The sequence below is a fragment of the Planosporangium thailandense genome, assembly GCF_011947195.1.
GTDB lineage: Bacteria > Actinomycetota > Actinomycetes > Mycobacteriales > Micromonosporaceae > Planosporangium > Planosporangium thailandense.
In genome coordinates this window covers 43,603-57,861 of the sequence record NZ_JAATVY010000028.1, presented here as the reverse complement: position 1 = coordinate 57,861, position 14,259 = coordinate 43,603, and the positions used below count along the sequence as shown (strand labels likewise).

Here is a 14,259-nt window from a genome sequence, read left to right as displayed (position 1 = left end):
CGACGGGGTCAGCCGTCCGGCTCGTGGACCACGGCGACCGGTCCGACGCCGTGGGTGACCATGGCCTGGCCGACCGCCCCGAGCCCCGTCGAACCGGTCAGGGTCGTCGCCGCGCCGTGGCTGCGCGCGCCGACGACCAGCAGTCCGGCCCCGGCGGCGGCCCGGCGTAGTGCCGGCACGGCGCCGCCCCGGTGGACCGCCCGCTTCACCGCCACCTCCGGGTGCTCCCGGGTGTACGGCTCGACCTCCTCGTCGAGCAGCGTCAGCGCCGCGGGCGGCGGGGCGAGATGCGTCTCGGCGTACCGGTCGTCGACCCACACGTCGCCGGGCGCGGTCTCGTGGTGCGGACCGACGGCGTGGACCGCGGCGAGCGGGAGACCGTGCCGCGCGGCGTACGCGAAACCGAAGCACAGCGCGGCCCGCGCGCCGGTACCGCCGTCGACACCGACGACCACGTGTCCGGCGAACAGGCCGCGCGTACCGGCCGCCGGCCGCGCCACGACCACCGGACAGCGGGCACCGGCCGCCACCGACCGCGCCACGGACGGGCGCGGCAGCGCGACCCGCGGCAGTATCGCCCGGGACCGGGGCGCGCCGACGACCAGCAGGTCGCCGCCGGCACCGAGCAGTCGCTGACCCGGATCCCCGGTGGGCGTCGCCACCTCGATCCGGTCGCCGCCCAGCCGGGCCCGCACGGACGACAACGCCTGTGCCAGCGCGGGGTCGGCAAGCTCGACGACGGCGGTCGCGGACCGGGCCGGCGTGCGGGACCGGCCGGCAGCCGGCGACGGGAGGCCGGCCGGGTAGACGCGGTAGACCAGCAGTCGGCCGTCGCATGCGGCGGCCTCGGCGGCCGCCCAGGCCAGCGCCCGCCGGCTCTCCTGCGAGCCGTCGACACCGACGACGATGCGCTGCGCGTTCATCCTGCCTTTCCGCCTGCCTTCGGTCGCACGGTCGGCAGCGTGTCCACGATGGATCACCTCCAGTGTCGGTCCGACCGCGGCCGCGCGCAGCGCCGCGCCGGCCGCTGCCGCGCTCACGTTTGGTGGACCACCGCCACGGGGCAGCAGGCGCGGTGCAGCGCCGCCTGGCTGACCGAACCGAGCAGCAGGGTCGCGAGCGCGCCGCGGCCGTGGCAGCCCACCACGAGCAGTTCCGCGCCGCCCGACTCGTGGATGAGCGCCGCCGACGGGGAGATCGCCTGCACCGCGACCGGACAGACCGCCACCTCCGGGAAGCGCTCCTGGAACGGAGCGATCGCCGCCGCCAGCAGTTCCCGCTCGCTGCCCGCGAGATCGACCCGCTGGTACATGGGGAAGAAGATCTCTCCGGCGCCGGCCGGGACCGGGTAGCGCCAGGCGCGTACGGCGGTGAGGCCGAGCCCGCGCATCGCCGCCTCCTCGAAGGCGAACGCGAGCGCGGCCTGGGAGAGCCGCGAATCGTCGACTCCGACGACGATCCGCCCGATCCCGTGGTGCGGATCGGCGCCGCCGGCCACGGCCGCGACGTGCGGTCGCATCACGACCAGCGGGCAGTGCGCGTGTACGGCGGCCCGGGTACCGACCGATCCGGCGAGCAGCCCGCGGAGCCCGACGAGTCCGCTGCCGCCCAGCACGACGACGGTGGCCCGGTTCGACTCGTCCACCAGCCGGCCGACCGGATCACCGGGCAGGCGCTCGGCGGTGACCTGGAGGTCGGGGACGCAGGCGCGGGCGTACGCCACCGCGGCGGTGATGATCTCGTCCGCCGTCGCCGACCACCGCTCCGTCGGCTCGACCGGTCGGGTGGATTCGTCGGGGTGCTCCGCGACGTGGACGAGGCGCAGCGCCGTGCCGCGCCGCCGCGCCTCGTGCGCCGCCCAGTCCACGGCACCGTACGACGACAGCGAGCCGTTGACGCCGACCACGACGGGTCGGTACCCCTGTCCGGTCATGCCCACCCGCTCGCGCGTCGCGCTCAGTCGTTCGGGTACTTGGCGAGAATCTCCTTGAGCCGGGAAACCAATCGCAGCGAGTCGTCGTGGTCGCGCTGCCAGACGTTGCGGCCGAAGATCAGCCCGGTGGTGCCGGCCTCCATCGCCTCGCGGGCCTTCTCGAGCATGGCCTGGTCGTCGGCCTTCTCGCCGCCGGAGATGAGCACCAGCGTGCGGTTGGCCGACCGCACGACCGCGTCGACGGCCTGCTGCGGGGTGAACTCGGCGGCGTAGCCGCCGGGTACGCCGCTGCGCTTGTCCGGCTGCGGGAAGTTGACCTTGACGACGTCCGCGCCGACTTCGCTCGCGGTACGGGCGGCGTAGTCGACGGCGTAGAAGGAGTCCTTGCCGCCCTTGGTCTCGACCGCCTCGCCGCGCGGGTACGCCCACACGATCAGCGGCATGCCGAGCCGGTGCGCCTCCTCCCGGACCACCCGGAACTGGGCGAAGTCCTCCTCCTGCGCGGGCGACCCGACGTACATGGTGTAGCCGACGGCGTCGGCGCCCAGCCGTACGGCGTCGGCGACGGTCGCGTGCAGCGGTGAAAGCGGTCGCGCGTCGGAGGGGATGTCGGTCTTTCCGTTGAGCTTGAGGATCAGCGGGACCTCGCCGGCGTAGTCCCAGAAGAACTTCTCGGCCAGGCCGATCTGCAGGGCGACGCCGTTGAAGCCGCCCTCGACCGCGAGCTTGACGATGTAGGCGGGGTCGCTCGCCGCCGGGTTGGCGAAGAAGTCGCGCGGGCCGTGTTCGAGCCCTTGGTCGTACGGCAGGAACAGGGCCGTACCGTTGCCCAGGCCGTACGTGTGCAGGATGCGGTGCAGGCGGGCTTTCTTGCCCGTGTTCAGACCGATCTCGCCGAGGCGAGGCCTTCGGGTCATGGTCGCCCTCCGTTCGTGATCAGCGGGTCATATGCCGGCGCGGGCGCGCGCCAGCAGGACCGGACAGTCGGCGTGGCGGATCAGCTGCCGCCCGACCGAACCGGCCGGCAGCCGGCACGCGGGCCGGTGGTCCGGGCCGCCCACGACGACCAGCTGCGCGTACCGCGACCAGGCCGTCAGTACGGCGGCCGGGCTGCCCTTGGCGATCGTGTGTTCGACGGAGACCTCCGGGTACTTGTCGTGCCATCCGGCGACCTCGCCCAGCAGCGCCATCTCCAGCCCCGCCCAGGTCCGGGCCCCGCTGGAGTCGGCCCGGTGCGGCCGCACCCTGGCGTCGTGGGCGCGCACCGCCATGATCGGGCAGTTCCTCCGGGCGGCCTCTTCGAACGCGATACCGGTGGCGAACCCGGCCGACGCGGAGCCGTCCACCCCGACCACGACCGGGTCACCGCTGCGGCCGTCGTGGCCGCGGACGACCACCGTCGCCGGGCAGCAGGTGCGGGCGGCGAGCTGGACGCCCAACGAGCCCGCGCCCGGCCCGGTCTGCGGCGGGGCCACGCCGCCGCCGCAGTGGCTGCCCACGACCACCATGTCGGCCTCGTCGCTCGCGTCGAGCAGCACCGGCGCGGGCTCGCCGAACACCGCCGAGCCACGCACGCGTACCTTTGGCGCGATCGTGCGGACCTCGGCGACCGCCGCGTCCACGATCGCCGTGGCCAGGTCCCGGATGTACTCCCGGAACTCGTAGCCGCCGAGCAGGCGGGTCGTCAGCGCGCGCCAGTTGTAGGCCAGCACCACCACGAGTTCGACGCAGCGGCGCTGCGCCTCGAGGGCGGCCCACCGCAGCGCCGTCAGGCTCGGCGGCGAGCCGTCGGTGCCGACGACCAGTTTCGCTGTACGCATGAGGTCCCCCTCGCGCGGTGCCAGCCGCGTCGGGGAAACGCGGACATGGCGCCCGGCAGCGCCGCGATCGGCCGGCACGGCGTACGAGACGTCGTGCCGGGCCGCTGCCGGTGAATGCTGGCGCCGGAACCGGTGTACGCCCGCCGCCAGCTTTTTCTGTCAACTCCAGCGTCGACCCGCCGCCGCTGCGGTGACGGTGCCGTTGTACCCGCCTCAAACCGGTCTTTGGTCACGGATCGCGCGGTCGGCTCATCGCGGGTCCGCCGCGTGCTGTGACCGGGCGAGCCGAGGCTGCTACGGCGCGATAAGCCAGCGGGAGCGTGGTCGGTGCGGCGATCGGGTGCAAGGGTTGAAGCTGCCGGCGAGGTCGGCGCATCCCGCGGGCGCGAGCGCGGAGGGGGTGGCGCATATGGGCGAGGACGCCCGGCGGCCCTCGACCGGCAGCGGCCCGGGCAGTCCTCAGTCGTCCGACCCCGGCGCGCTGGAGGCGGGGCCCGCGCTCGAGCGGCCGCTGCGGCGGTTGGCGGCGCGGGGCGAGGACGTGCGTGAGACCCGTGGACAGCTGCTCGGGCTCCTGCGGGCGAACCTGGCGGTCTCGCGTGTCCGGGACATGGACCATTTGCTGGGCCGCGTCCTGGACTGCGCGCGGGAACTGGTGCACGCGCGCTACGCGGTCATCCGCCTGGTACGCGACGACCAGCTCGTCTGGTCCGCCTATACGGGGCTGGACGACGAGGACGCCGCCCGAATCGGCCAGTTGGCCGAGTCCGAGGAGGTGTTGTGCCCGCAGGCCGACCGGCCCCGGCAGCTACGGCTGCACGACCTCGCCCACCATTTCGGTGCGGTCGGCTTCCCCCACCTTCACCCGCCGATATCCTCGCTGCTTCGGGTACCGGTGCGGGTGCGCGACCGGCTGTTCGGCAACCTGTATCTGACCGGGAAGCGGGGCGCCGACGAGTTCACCGCCGAGGACGAGGACGTGAGCGCCGCGCTGATGGCCGAGGCCGGGATCGCGATCGACAACGCCCTCGCATTCGCCGAGGCCAGCCGCCGTCAGGAGTGGCAGGCGGCGCTCATCGAGATCACCGCCCAGTTGCTGGCCGGCGCGGATCCGGAACAGGCGTTGCGGCGGATGGTCGGGCGCGCCGCGCACGCCAGCACCGCCGACGGCGCCAGCGTGACCGTACCCACCGACGACCCCGGGCTGCTGCGGGTCGCCGTCGCGGAGGGCATCTTCCGCCCGTGGCAGGGCGAGACCTTCCCGATGCAGGGGTCCGCGTCGGCGATCGCGATGGCCGAGCGGCGACCGGTGCGGTTGGCCGATGTGCGCAGCGACCCGCGGATCAGGCTCGCCGGGCACCGCTTGAACGAGGTGGGCCCGGCGGTGATCGCTCCGATCGCCAGCGGCAAAGGAGTGATCGGCGCGCTGATCGTGTCGAAATCCAAGCAGAGCGGGCCGTTCGACGCCGCTGACGTCGACATGATCGCCGCGTTCGCCGGACAGGCGGCGCTCGCGCTGGAGTTGGCCGAGGCGCGCCGGGACGCCGAGCGGCTGCGGTTGCTCGAAGACCGCCAACGTATCGGCGAGGACCTGCAGCACAGTGTGATCCACCGGCTGTTCGGCGTGGGGCTTTCCATCCAGGCGGTCGCGGGGCGCGTCGGTGACAGCACGGTGAAAGGCATGATCACTGATCGGGTCGAGGAGATCGACGACATCATCCGGGATATCCGCGCCACGGTTTTCGCGTTGCGCGCGTCGGGCGGAGGCGACTAAAGCGAACGCGGCCGGGAACGGGACTTTTAACCCTGTACGGCCGGGCGCGGGCCGGGCGAGGTTGAGATGACGGGAACCGCGCCTGTTGGAGGTGGACCATGTCGACGGCGAAGCGGTGGACGATCGAGGTCCTCGTCGACGAAGAAGGGGGACGCACGTACGCGGAAGCCTGCCTACAGAGCGGCGCGGACACCCGGCTGGTGGGGATCGGCCGGGCCAAGCTGAATCCGAGCGACCGGGACATTCCGGAGATCGGAGACGAGCTCGCCGCGGCGCGGGCCCTGTGTGACCTGGGCCAGCGCCTGCTGGTGTCGGCGGCGCGGGACATCCAGGCGGTCACTCACGAGCCGGTGCGGCTGAGCCGCTGAACCCGGCGAGCCCAACGGCCGGCAACCCCGGGACCATGTGCCCTTGGCCTGTCGAACCCCGACGGCGACTCTCGGGTGGGGGGCAGGAGGATGGACCACCACATACGAGGGACCGGCTGGATCATCGTTGGACTGAGCGGGTACGACAACGATGCGGCGGTGCTCACCGTAGCGTTGCGCCAGGCGGTGCAGAGCGGGTCGTCGCTGTGCGTCGTACGCACGCTCGGCCTGCGTGACGACCCGCCCGGGATCGCGCCGGGAATGGACGGGCCGACGCGGGTGATGCGGGTGCGGTCCGGCCGGGCGACCGCGGTCGGGCAGCAGGTACGGCACGAGGTCGAGCAGGTGGCGGCGGACCTCGCCCCGGGCACCACGATCGAGTACGAGGTCGAGATCGGCGACCCGGCGACGGCGCTGCTCGCCGCCGCCTGGGAGGCCGACCTGATCGTCATGGGAACCCGCTGCGACGGGGCGACCCCGGCGCTGATGCTCGGTCAGGTCAGCCAGGACGTCGCGGTGCACAGCCGCTGCCCGATCCTGCTCGTGCCATCGCCGCCGTAGGGTGTGCGGACCCGCGCAGGCGTCAGGGCTTCACGATCTGGCCTTTGCCGATGACCACGATGCCGTTGTCGGAGACCGTGTAGCGGGACCGGTCACGCTCCAGGTCGACGCCGATCTCGGTGCCTTCCGGAATGACGACGTTCTTGTCGATGATGGCGTTGCGGATCACCGCGTGCCGGCCGACGTCGACGCTCTCCATGAGCACCGAGCCCTCGACGTGCGCCCAGGAGTGGACGTGGACGTTGGGGGAGACGATGGAGTTCTCCACGAGCGAGCCGGAGACCACCGCGCCCGGCGCCACGATGGAGCCGATCGCCCGGCCCACCCGCTCCTGCCAGCCGTGTACGAACTTCGCCGGCGGCCAGGGCCGGTTCTCGGTGTAGATCGGCCAGTCGTAGTTGTACAGGTTGAAGATCGGGTGGATCGCGATCAGGTCCATGTGGGCGTCGTAGAACGAGTCCAGCGTCCCCACGTCGCGCCAGTAGCCGCGATCCCGTTCGGTGCTGCCGGGCACCGTGTTGTCGCGGAAGTCGTACACATTGGCGTCGCCGCGCTCGACGAACATCGGGATGATGTTGCCGCCCATGTCGTGCCGGCTGCTGATGTCCTGCGCGTCGCGGGTCAGGGCGTCGACCAGCGCCTGGGTGGTGAACACGTAGTTGCCCATGGACGCGTAGATCTCGTCAGGGGAGTCCGGCAGCCCCTGGGCGTCCTTCGGCTTCTCCCGGAACGCGCGGATGCGCCGGCCGTCGGAGGCCACGTCGATGACGCCCAACTGGTCGGCCATGGACAGCGGCTGGCGGATCGCGGCGACCGTCGCGCCGGCGCCGGAGGCGATGTGGTCCTCCACCATCTGCCGGGGGTCCATCCGGTAGATGTGGTCGGCCCCGAACACGATCAGATAGTCCGGATTCTCGTCGTATATGAGGTTCAGGTTCTGGTAGATCGCGTCCGCCGAGCCGGCGAACCAGCGCGGGCCGAGCCGCTGCTGTGCCGGCACCGGGGTGATGTAGTTGCCCAGCTGATTGGACATCCGCCAGGTCCGGGTGATGTGCCGGTCGAGCGAGTGCGACTTGTACTGGGTCAGCACGACGACCTTCAGGTAGCCGCCGTTGACGATGTTGGACAGCGCGAAGTCGACCAGCCGGTACACGCCGCCGAACGGCACGGCGGGCTTGGCGCGGTCGGCGGTCAGCGGCATGAGCCGCTTGCCCTCACCACCGGCGAGGACGATAGCGAGGACTTTTCCAGCCATACAATCGACGCTAACGATCAAAGCCGGATAGCACCAGCCGGGAACGATCCCGATCACGCTATGGTGCCAGTGTGGCCGACTTCTCGCCTGCTGCCAGCGGTGTTCGCGTCGATCTGCTCACCCGGGAGTACCCGCCGGAGGTGTACGGCGGCGCCGGGGTGCACGTCGAGTACCTCGCGCGCGAGCTGCGCCGCCTGGCCGACGTCCGGGTGCGCTGTTTCGGCGCGCCGCGCGAGGAGTCCGACGTCACCGCCTACGCCGACCCGCCCGGGCTGGCGGGCGCGAACCCGGCCCTGCGCACGATGGGCGTCGACCTGGAGATGGCGGCCGGCTGCGCCGGCGCGGACGTCGTGCATAGCCACACCTGGTACGCCAACCTCGCCGGGCACGTCGCCAAGCTGCTGTACGGGGTGCCGCACGTGGTCACCACCCATAGCCTGGAGCCGCTGCGGCCGTGGAAGGCGGAGCAGCTCGGGGGTGGGTACGCGCTGTCGTCGTGGGTCGAGCGCACCGCGATCGAGGCGGCCGACGCGGTCATCGCCGTGTCGGAGGGGATGAGGCGCGACGTCCTCGCCGCCTACCCGGCCGTGGACCCGGCCCGGGTCCGGGTCGTGCACAACGGCATCGACACCGGGCAGTACGCGCCCGACCGCGGCACCGACGTCCTGGCGCGGCTGGGCATCGACCCGGGCAAGCCGAGCGTGGTGTACGTCGGGCGGATCACCCGGCAGAAGGGCCTGCCGTACCTGCTACGCGCGGCCCGGTCGTTCCCGGCCGACACGCAGCTGGTCCTGCTGGCCGGCGCCCCGGACACGCCGGAGATCGCCGCCGAGGTGGAGGCGCTCGCCACGCAGCTGCGGGCCACCCGGGAGGGCGTGGTCTGGGTGCAGGCGATGCTGCCCAAGGACGAGGTCATCCAGGTGCTCACGCACGCCACCGTGTTCGTGTGCCCGTCGGTCTACGAGCCGATGGGCATCGTCAACCTGGAGGCGATGGCGTGCGAGACCGCCGTGGTGGCCACCGCGACCGGCGGGATCCCGGAGGTCGTCGAAGACGGGGTGACCGGGCTGCTGGTGCCGATCGACCAGGCGAGCGACGGCAGCGGTACCCCGAACGACCCCGACCGCTTCGTCGCCGACCTGGCCGGGGCGGTCAACGACCTGCTCGCCGACCCGGCCCGGGCCGACGAGATGGGGCGGGCCGGCCGCCGCCGCGCCGTGGAGCACTTCTCCTGGGCGTCGATCGCCGAGCGCACCATGGACGTCTACCGGTCCGTCCTCGAAGACTAGTCAGCCGGGCGCAGCCACAGCGCGCCCAGCGGCGGGACCCGCAGCGCCACCGACGCGGGGAGGCCGTGCCACGGCACCTCCTCGGCCTCGACGGTGCCGAGGTTGCCGACGCCGGAGCCGCCGTAGATCTCGGCGTCGGTGTTGACGACCTCCGACCAGGGGCCGGTCGTGGGCAGCCCGATGCGGTAGTTCTCGTGCGGAACGGCGGCGAAGTTGACCACGCAGGCCAGCGGCGGCACATCGGGCGCGAGGCGCAGGAACGAGAACGTGTTGTTCGCGGAGTCCTCGGCGCAGATCCAGCGGAAGCCGGCCGGTTCGGTGTCGCGCGCCCACAGCGCCGGGGTGTCGCGGTAGACGACGTTCAGGTCGCGGACCAGCCGCTGCATGCCGGCGCGGGCCGGGTCGTCGAGCAGGCCCCAGTCCAGCCCGCGCTCTTCGTTCCACTCCCGGTCGTCACCGAGCTCCGAACCCATGAACAGCAGCTGCTTGCCCGGGTGCGCCCACTGGAACGCCAGCAGGGCGCGCGCGTTGGCGAGCTTCTGCCACATGTCGCCGGGCATCTTGCCGACCAGCGACCCCTTGCCGTGCACCACCTCGTCGTGGCTGATCGGCAGGACGTAGTTCTCGCTCCAGGCGTACACGGTGGAGAACGTCATCTGGTGGTGGTGCCACTGCCGGTGGATCGGCTCCTTGCCCAGGTAGGCGAGGGTGTCGTTCATCCAGCCCATGTTCCATTTGAAGCCGAAGCCGAGGCCCTGGGCGTGCGTCGGGCGGGTCACGCCCGGCCAGGCGGTCGACTCCTCGGCGACCGTGACCACCCCGGGGTTGTGCTTGTACACGGTCGCGTTCATCTCCTGCAGGAACGCGATCGCGTCCAGGTTCTCCCGGCCACCGTACTGGTTGGGGGTCCACTCGCCAGGCTGGCGGGAGTAGTCCAGGTACAGCATCGAGGCGACCGCGTCGACGCGCAGCCCGTCGACGTGGAACTCCTGACACCAGAACAGCGCGTTGGCCACCAGGAAGTTGCGCACCTCGCGGCGGCCGAAGTCGAAGATGAGGGTGCCCCAGTCGGGGTGCTCGCCCCGGCGGGGGTCGGCGTGCTCGTACAGCGGGGTGCCGTCGAACCGGGCGAGGGCCCACTCGTCGCGCGGGAAGTGCGCCGGCACCCAGTCGACGATGACGCCGATGCCGGCGGAGTGCAGCCGGTCGACCAGGTACCGGAACTCGTCGGGGTCGCCGAAGCGCGCGGTCGGCGCGTAGTAGCCGGTGACCTGGTACCCCCACGAGCCGCCGAACGGGTGCTCCATCACCGGCATGAACTCCACGTGGGTGAAGCCCATCTCGGTGACGTAGTCGGTGAGCTGGTCGGCCAGTTCGGTGTACGACAGCCCCGGCCGCCATGAGCCCAGGTGCACCTCGTAGATGCTCATCGGCTCGGCGTACGCCCGGCTGGTCGCCCGGCGGGCCAGCCACTCGGCGTCCTTCCACTCGTACTGCGACCGGTAGATCACCGACGCGGTGCGCGGCGGCACCTCGGTGCGCTGGGCGAGCGGGTCCGCCTTCTCCCGCCAACCGCCGTCGGGGCCGAGGATCCGGTACTTGTAGCGCTGGCCGACCTCGGCCTCGGGCACGAACAGCTCCCACACGCCGGAGGCGCCCAGCGACCGCATCGGCCAGCCGTCGTCGTCGCCCCAGCCGGTGAAGTCGCCGACGACCCGCACCCCGCGGGCGTTGGGCGCCCACACCGCGAACGCGACACCGCCGTCTTTCGGATGCGCGCCGAGGACCTCCCACAGCCGCTCGTGGCGGCCTTCACGGATCAGGTGCAGGTCCAGCTCACCCAGGGCGGGCAGGTGCCGGTACGGGTCGTCGTGCACCTTCCCGTCGACCTCGATGCGGTAGTCGAGGACCCGGCCGGGCACGGTCGCCTCGAAGACCCCGCAGGCGTGGCAGCGCTTCATCGGGTACCGCCGCGCGCCGTCGTCGGCCTCCACCACCACCTGCACCACGGTCGCGTGCCGGCGCAGCGTACGGATAACCGTGTGGTCGTCGGTCGGATGCGCGCCGAGGATGGCGTGCGGGTCGTGAACGTCGCCGCGGATCAGCTGGTCCATTCCACGTCCTTAGGAGGCATTGTCTTCGCCGCTTCGGGGCTAACCCACGATCCGTTCGATCGACTGCAGCGGGATCCGCAGCCAGGTCGGACGGTGGCGGGCTTCGTACGCCACCTCGTAGACGGCCTTGTCCAGTTCGTACGCGCACAGCAGCGCCTGGGCGTCGCGCGGGTCGAAACCGGCGACGCCCGCGTACCCGTCGCAGAACGCCTCGCGGTTGCGCTCGGTCCACTCCCGCGCGCGGTGCGCGAGCTGCGTGTTGTCCGGGTCGGTGACGAGCAGCTGGTGGGCGGCGTACTCGTACGAGCGCAGCATGCCGGCGATGTCGCGCAGCGGGGAGTCCGAGCGGCGACGTTCCTCGATGGGCTGGCCCGGCTCGCCCTCGAAGTCGATCAGCAGCCACGCCTGCGGGGTGCGCAGCACCTGGCCCAGGTGAAGGTCGCCGTGGATGCGCTGCATGGGCGTCTCCCGGGTGCCCACCTCCCGGTACTTCGCCGCGATGGCGGACACGTACGGGGCCAGTTGGGGCGCGCCGGCCGCCGCCTGGGCCAGCCGTTCGATCATCGCGTCGACCGGCGGCGCCGCCGGGACCGTGCCCAGCTCCTTGGCGAGCGTGCGGTGGACCGAGGCGACCGCCTCGCCGAGCCGGCACGACTCGGCCGCGAAGTCGCCGCCGACCTCGTCGGCGTGCAGGTCGGCCTCGGCGAACAGGTCCCGGGTGCTCGCCGTGGCCATCGACCAGCCGTCGGCGGAGTTCACCGCGTACTCGGTGACCATGCCGAGCGAGACCGGCGCACCGTCGACGTCCTGGCTTTCGATCGCGCCCAGCAGCCGGGCCACGTGCGGGCAGCCGGCCCGGGCGAGCACCCGGTTGAGCTCCAGGTCCGGGTTGATCCCGGCGGACACCCGGCGGAAGATCTTCATGATCGCCGCGGTGTCGTAGATGACGCTCGTGTTGGTCTGCTCGGCGTCCGCGACCCGGGCGGGCGCGTCCAGGGGCAGCCGCGCGCCGGGCTCGGGGACGAACCGGAGGGGGCCCACCGTCTCGTCCACCGCGATCATCGCCAGCAGCCGGCGCGCCGCGTCGTCGTCGTACAGGGCGTCGTACGCGGTGCGGTCGTCGTGCGCGCCGATCGTCGCCACCTGGGCGTACTCGGCCGGCGGGACCCGCTCCCAGCCGACGAAGACCTGGTAGCGCTCGACGCCGCCGTCGGCGTACGTGACGTCGAGCAGAACATGGTCGATGTCGTCGCACACCGGCGTCACCACGGCCGGCTCCACGCCGACCAGGGTCCGGTTACGGCCGGCGTACCAGCGTTGCCGCGGCAACCACTCGGCGAAGGGCAGTGCGGTCGCCGCCTCGGCGGTTTTCATTCGTTCTCCTCCGGGCCGCACAGCTGGAACCAGTAGAACCCGTGTCCGGGCAGGGTCAGCAGGTACGGCAGTTGACCGATGCGCGGGAACGGCACCCGTCCGGTCAGCTCGATCGGCCGGTACCCGGCCCACTGCTGCAGGTTCAGCTCGATGGGCTGGGGGAACCGGGACAGGTTGTTCACGCACAGCACCACGTCCTCGCCGTGCTCGCGCAGGAACGCGAGCACGGTCGGGTTGGACCCGCCCAGGTCGGTGAAGCCGCCGAGGGCGAAGGCCTCGTGGCGGCGCCGTACGCCGAGCATCAGGCGGGTCCAGTTGAGCATCGACGTGGAGCTGTCGCGCTGGGCCTCGACGTTGACCGCCTGGTAGCCGTACACCGCGTCCTGGATGACCGGCAGGTAGAGCCGGCCGGGGTTGGCCCGCGAGAACCCCGCGTTGCGGTCGGGGGTCCACTGCATCGGGGTGCGTACGCCGTCGCGGTCGCCGAGCCAGATGTTGTCGCCCATGCCGATCTCGTCGCCGTAGTACAGCACCGGTGATCCGGGCAGCGACAGCAGCAGCGCGGTGAACAGCTCCATCTGGTTGCGGTCGTTCTCCAGCAGCGGGGCCAGCCGCCGGCGGATGCCCACGTTGGCCTTCATCCGCGGATCCTTGGCGTACTCCGCGTACATGTAGTCGCGCTCTTCGTCGGTGACCATCTCGAGCGTCAGCTCGTCGTGGTTGCGCAGGAAGATGCCCCACTGGGCGTTCTCGGGGATGTCCGGGGTGTTGGCGAGGATCTCCGAGATCGGCAGGCGCGACTCGCGGCGCACCGCCATGAAGATGCGCGGCATCAGCGGGAAGTGGAACGCCATGTGGCACTCGTCGCCGCCGGTGGCCGGGTCGCCGAAGTACTCGACCACGTCGGCCGGCCACTGGTTGGCCTCGGCGAGCAGCACCCGGCCCGGGTACTCGTCGTCGATGACCTTGCGGCAGTGCTTGAGGAACGCGTGGGTCTCCGGCAGGTTCTCGCAGTTGGTGCCCTCCGACTCGAACAGGTACGGCACGGCGTCGAGCCGGAACCCGTCGATGCCGAGGTCGAGCCAGAACCGCAGGACGTTGAGCATCTCCTGCTGTACGGCCGGGTTCTCGTAGTTGAGGTCGGGCTGGTGGGAGAAGAACCGGTGCCAGTAGAACTGCCGACGCACCGGGTCGAACGTCCAGTTCGACTCCTCGGTGTCGACGAAGATGATGCGGGCGTCGGCGTACCGGGAGTCGGTGTCGCTCCAGACGTAGTAGTCGCCGTACGGCCCGGTGGGGTCGCGGCGCGACTCCTGGAACCACGGGTGCTGGTCGGAGGTGTGGTTCATCACCAGGTCGGTGATGACGCGGATGCCGCGCTTGTGCGCCGCGTCGAGCAGGTTGACGAAGTCGTCGACGGTGCCGAACTCCGGCAGCACCTTGTAGAAGTCGCGGATGTCGTAGCCGCCGTCGCGCAGCGGCGAGTCGTAGAACGGGGGCAGCCAGACGCAGTCGACCCCGAGCCACTTCAGATAGTCCAGCCGCTCGGTCAGCCCCGGCAGGTCACCGAGGCCGTCGGCGTTGGAGTCCTGGAAGGCGCGGACCAGTACCTCGTAGAAGACGGCCCGCTTGTACCAGCTCGAATCGGTGGGCAGGATCCGCGCATGCCCGAAGTCACTCGCGGTCGGGTGCTCAACCACTCCATCGGAAGCGACGTGGCTGCCTTCTACCGGATCGGGGTTGTGGTCCGTCACTTCCATTTTCTTTTCCT

The 14,259-nt window shown here is 71.7% G+C and carries 12 protein-coding genes; 4 read left to right on the top strand and 8 right to left on the bottom strand.

Features of this window, described 5'->3' with window-relative positions:
* Positions 1–8 precede the first annotated feature (8 nt).
* The 4 genes from HC031_RS26865 to HC031_RS26850 all read right to left on the bottom strand — a co-directional run bounded on the left by HC031_RS26865 (position 9) and on the right by HC031_RS26850 (position 3,753).
* Positions 9–923, bottom strand: coding sequence for a universal stress protein (locus tag HC031_RS26865; protein ID WP_167928222.1), 915 nt, complete (start codon positions 921–923; stop codon positions 9–11).
* A 113-nt stretch (positions 924–1,036) separates the two neighbouring features.
* Positions 1,037–1,933, bottom strand: a complete 897-nt coding sequence (locus HC031_RS26860) for a universal stress protein (protein ID WP_167928221.1) — start codon at positions 1,931–1,933, stop codon at positions 1,037–1,039.
* Positions 1,934–1,956: 23 nt separating this feature from the next.
* On the bottom strand, positions 1,957–2,850 hold the full coding sequence (locus HC031_RS26855; RefSeq protein ID WP_167928220.1) for a class I fructose-bisphosphate aldolase: 894 nt from the start codon (positions 2,848–2,850) through the stop codon (positions 1,957–1,959).
* Between the two features lie 27 nt (positions 2,851–2,877).
* Positions 2,878–3,753 (bottom strand): universal stress protein, encoded by an 876-nt coding sequence (locus HC031_RS26850; protein WP_167928219.1) that lies wholly within the window; start codon positions 3,751–3,753, stop codon positions 2,878–2,880.
* A 409-nt stretch (positions 3,754–4,162) separates the two neighbouring features.
* Here HC031_RS26850 and HC031_RS26845 point away from each other — a divergent pair, with 409 nt between their 5' ends.
* The 3 genes from HC031_RS26845 (at position 4,163) to HC031_RS26835 (ending at position 6,456) form a co-directional block, all read left to right on the top strand.
* On the top strand, positions 4,163–5,527 hold the full coding sequence (locus HC031_RS26845; protein ID WP_167928218.1) for a GAF domain-containing protein: 1,365 nt from the start codon (positions 4,163–4,165) through the stop codon (positions 5,525–5,527).
* A 98-nt stretch (positions 5,528–5,625) separates the two neighbouring features.
* Complete coding sequence (locus tag HC031_RS26840) at positions 5,626–5,895, top strand: DUF1876 domain-containing protein (protein WP_167928217.1); 270 nt, start codon at positions 5,626–5,628, stop codon at positions 5,893–5,895.
* A 90-nt stretch (positions 5,896–5,985) separates the two neighbouring features.
* Positions 5,986–6,456, top strand: coding sequence for a universal stress protein (locus HC031_RS26835; protein ID WP_167928216.1), 471 nt, complete (start codon positions 5,986–5,988; stop codon positions 6,454–6,456).
* Between the two features lie 22 nt (positions 6,457–6,478).
* On the opposite strand, the gene glgC is transcribed toward HC031_RS26835, so the two are convergent.
* The gene (glgC, locus tag HC031_RS26830; RefSeq protein ID WP_167928215.1) at positions 6,479–7,711 is read right to left on the bottom strand and encodes a glucose-1-phosphate adenylyltransferase; all 1,233 of its coding nucleotides are present in this window, start codon (positions 7,709–7,711) and stop codon (positions 6,479–6,481) included.
* 71 nt (positions 7,712–7,782) lie between these two features.
* Between glgC and glgA the strand changes: the two genes are divergently transcribed.
* Complete coding sequence (gene glgA, locus HC031_RS26825; protein WP_167928214.1) at positions 7,783–9,000, top strand: glycogen synthase; 1,218 nt, start codon at positions 7,783–7,785, stop codon at positions 8,998–9,000.
* Here glgA and glgB read toward each other — a convergent pair.
* The 3 genes from glgB to treS are packed head-to-tail and all read right to left on the bottom strand — an operon-like array spanning position 8,997 to position 14,248.
* A complete protein-coding gene (gene glgB, locus HC031_RS26820; RefSeq protein ID WP_167928213.1) occupies positions 8,997–11,114 on the bottom strand; it encodes a 1,4-alpha-glucan branching protein GlgB in 2,118 nt (705 codons plus the stop codon). The genes glgA and glgB overlap by 4 nt on opposite strands.
* 39 nt (positions 11,115–11,153) lie before the next feature.
* Entirely contained in the window at positions 11,154–12,488 is a 1,335-nt protein-coding gene (locus HC031_RS26815) for a maltokinase N-terminal cap-like domain-containing protein (RefSeq protein ID WP_167928212.1), read from the bottom strand.
* The gene (gene treS, locus HC031_RS26810; protein ID WP_167928211.1) at positions 12,485–14,248 is read right to left on the bottom strand and encodes a maltose alpha-D-glucosyltransferase; all 1,764 of its coding nucleotides are present in this window, start codon (positions 14,246–14,248) and stop codon (positions 12,485–12,487) included. Before treS ends, HC031_RS26815 begins: the two co-directional genes overlap by 4 nt.
* Positions 14,249–14,259: the final 11 nt, after the last annotated feature.

What these genes read in the sequence shown, in the direction of transcription:
- HC031_RS26865 (WP_167928222.1), bottom strand. Translation starts at nt 923, where the DNA reads ATGAACGCGCAGCGCATCGTCGTCGGTGTCGACGGCTCGCAGGAGAGC.
- HC031_RS26860 (WP_167928221.1), bottom strand. Translation starts at nt 1,933, where the DNA reads ATGACCGGACAGGGGTACCGACCCGTCGTGGTCGGCGTCAACGGCTCG.
- HC031_RS26855 (WP_167928220.1), bottom strand. Translation starts at nt 2,850, where the DNA reads ATGACCCGAAGGCCTCGCCTCGGCGAGATCGGTCTGAACACGGGCAAG.
- HC031_RS26850 (WP_167928219.1), bottom strand. Translation starts at nt 3,753, where the DNA reads ATGCGTACAGCGAAACTGGTCGTCGGCACCGACGGCTCGCCGCCGAGC.
- HC031_RS26845 (WP_167928218.1), top strand. Translation starts at nt 4,163, where the DNA reads ATGGGCGAGGACGCCCGGCGGCCCTCGACCGGCAGCGGCCCGGGCAGT.
- HC031_RS26840 (WP_167928217.1), top strand. Translation starts at nt 5,626, where the DNA reads ATGTCGACGGCGAAGCGGTGGACGATCGAGGTCCTCGTCGACGAAGAA.
- HC031_RS26835 (WP_167928216.1), top strand. Translation starts at nt 5,986, where the DNA reads ATGGACCACCACATACGAGGGACCGGCTGGATCATCGTTGGACTGAGC.
- glgC (WP_167928215.1), bottom strand. Translation starts at nt 7,711, where the DNA reads ATGGCTGGAAAAGTCCTCGCTATCGTCCTCGCCGGTGGTGAGGGCAAG.
- glgB (WP_167928213.1), bottom strand. Translation starts at nt 11,114, where the DNA reads ATGGACCAGCTGATCCGCGGCGACGTTCACGACCCGCACGCCATCCTC.
- HC031_RS26815 (WP_167928212.1), bottom strand. Translation starts at nt 12,488, where the DNA reads ATGAAAACCGCCGAGGCGGCGACCGCACTGCCCTTCGCCGAGTGGTTG.
- treS (WP_167928211.1), bottom strand. Translation starts at nt 14,248, where the DNA reads ATGGAAGTGACGGACCACAACCCCGATCCGGTAGAAGGCAGCCACGTC.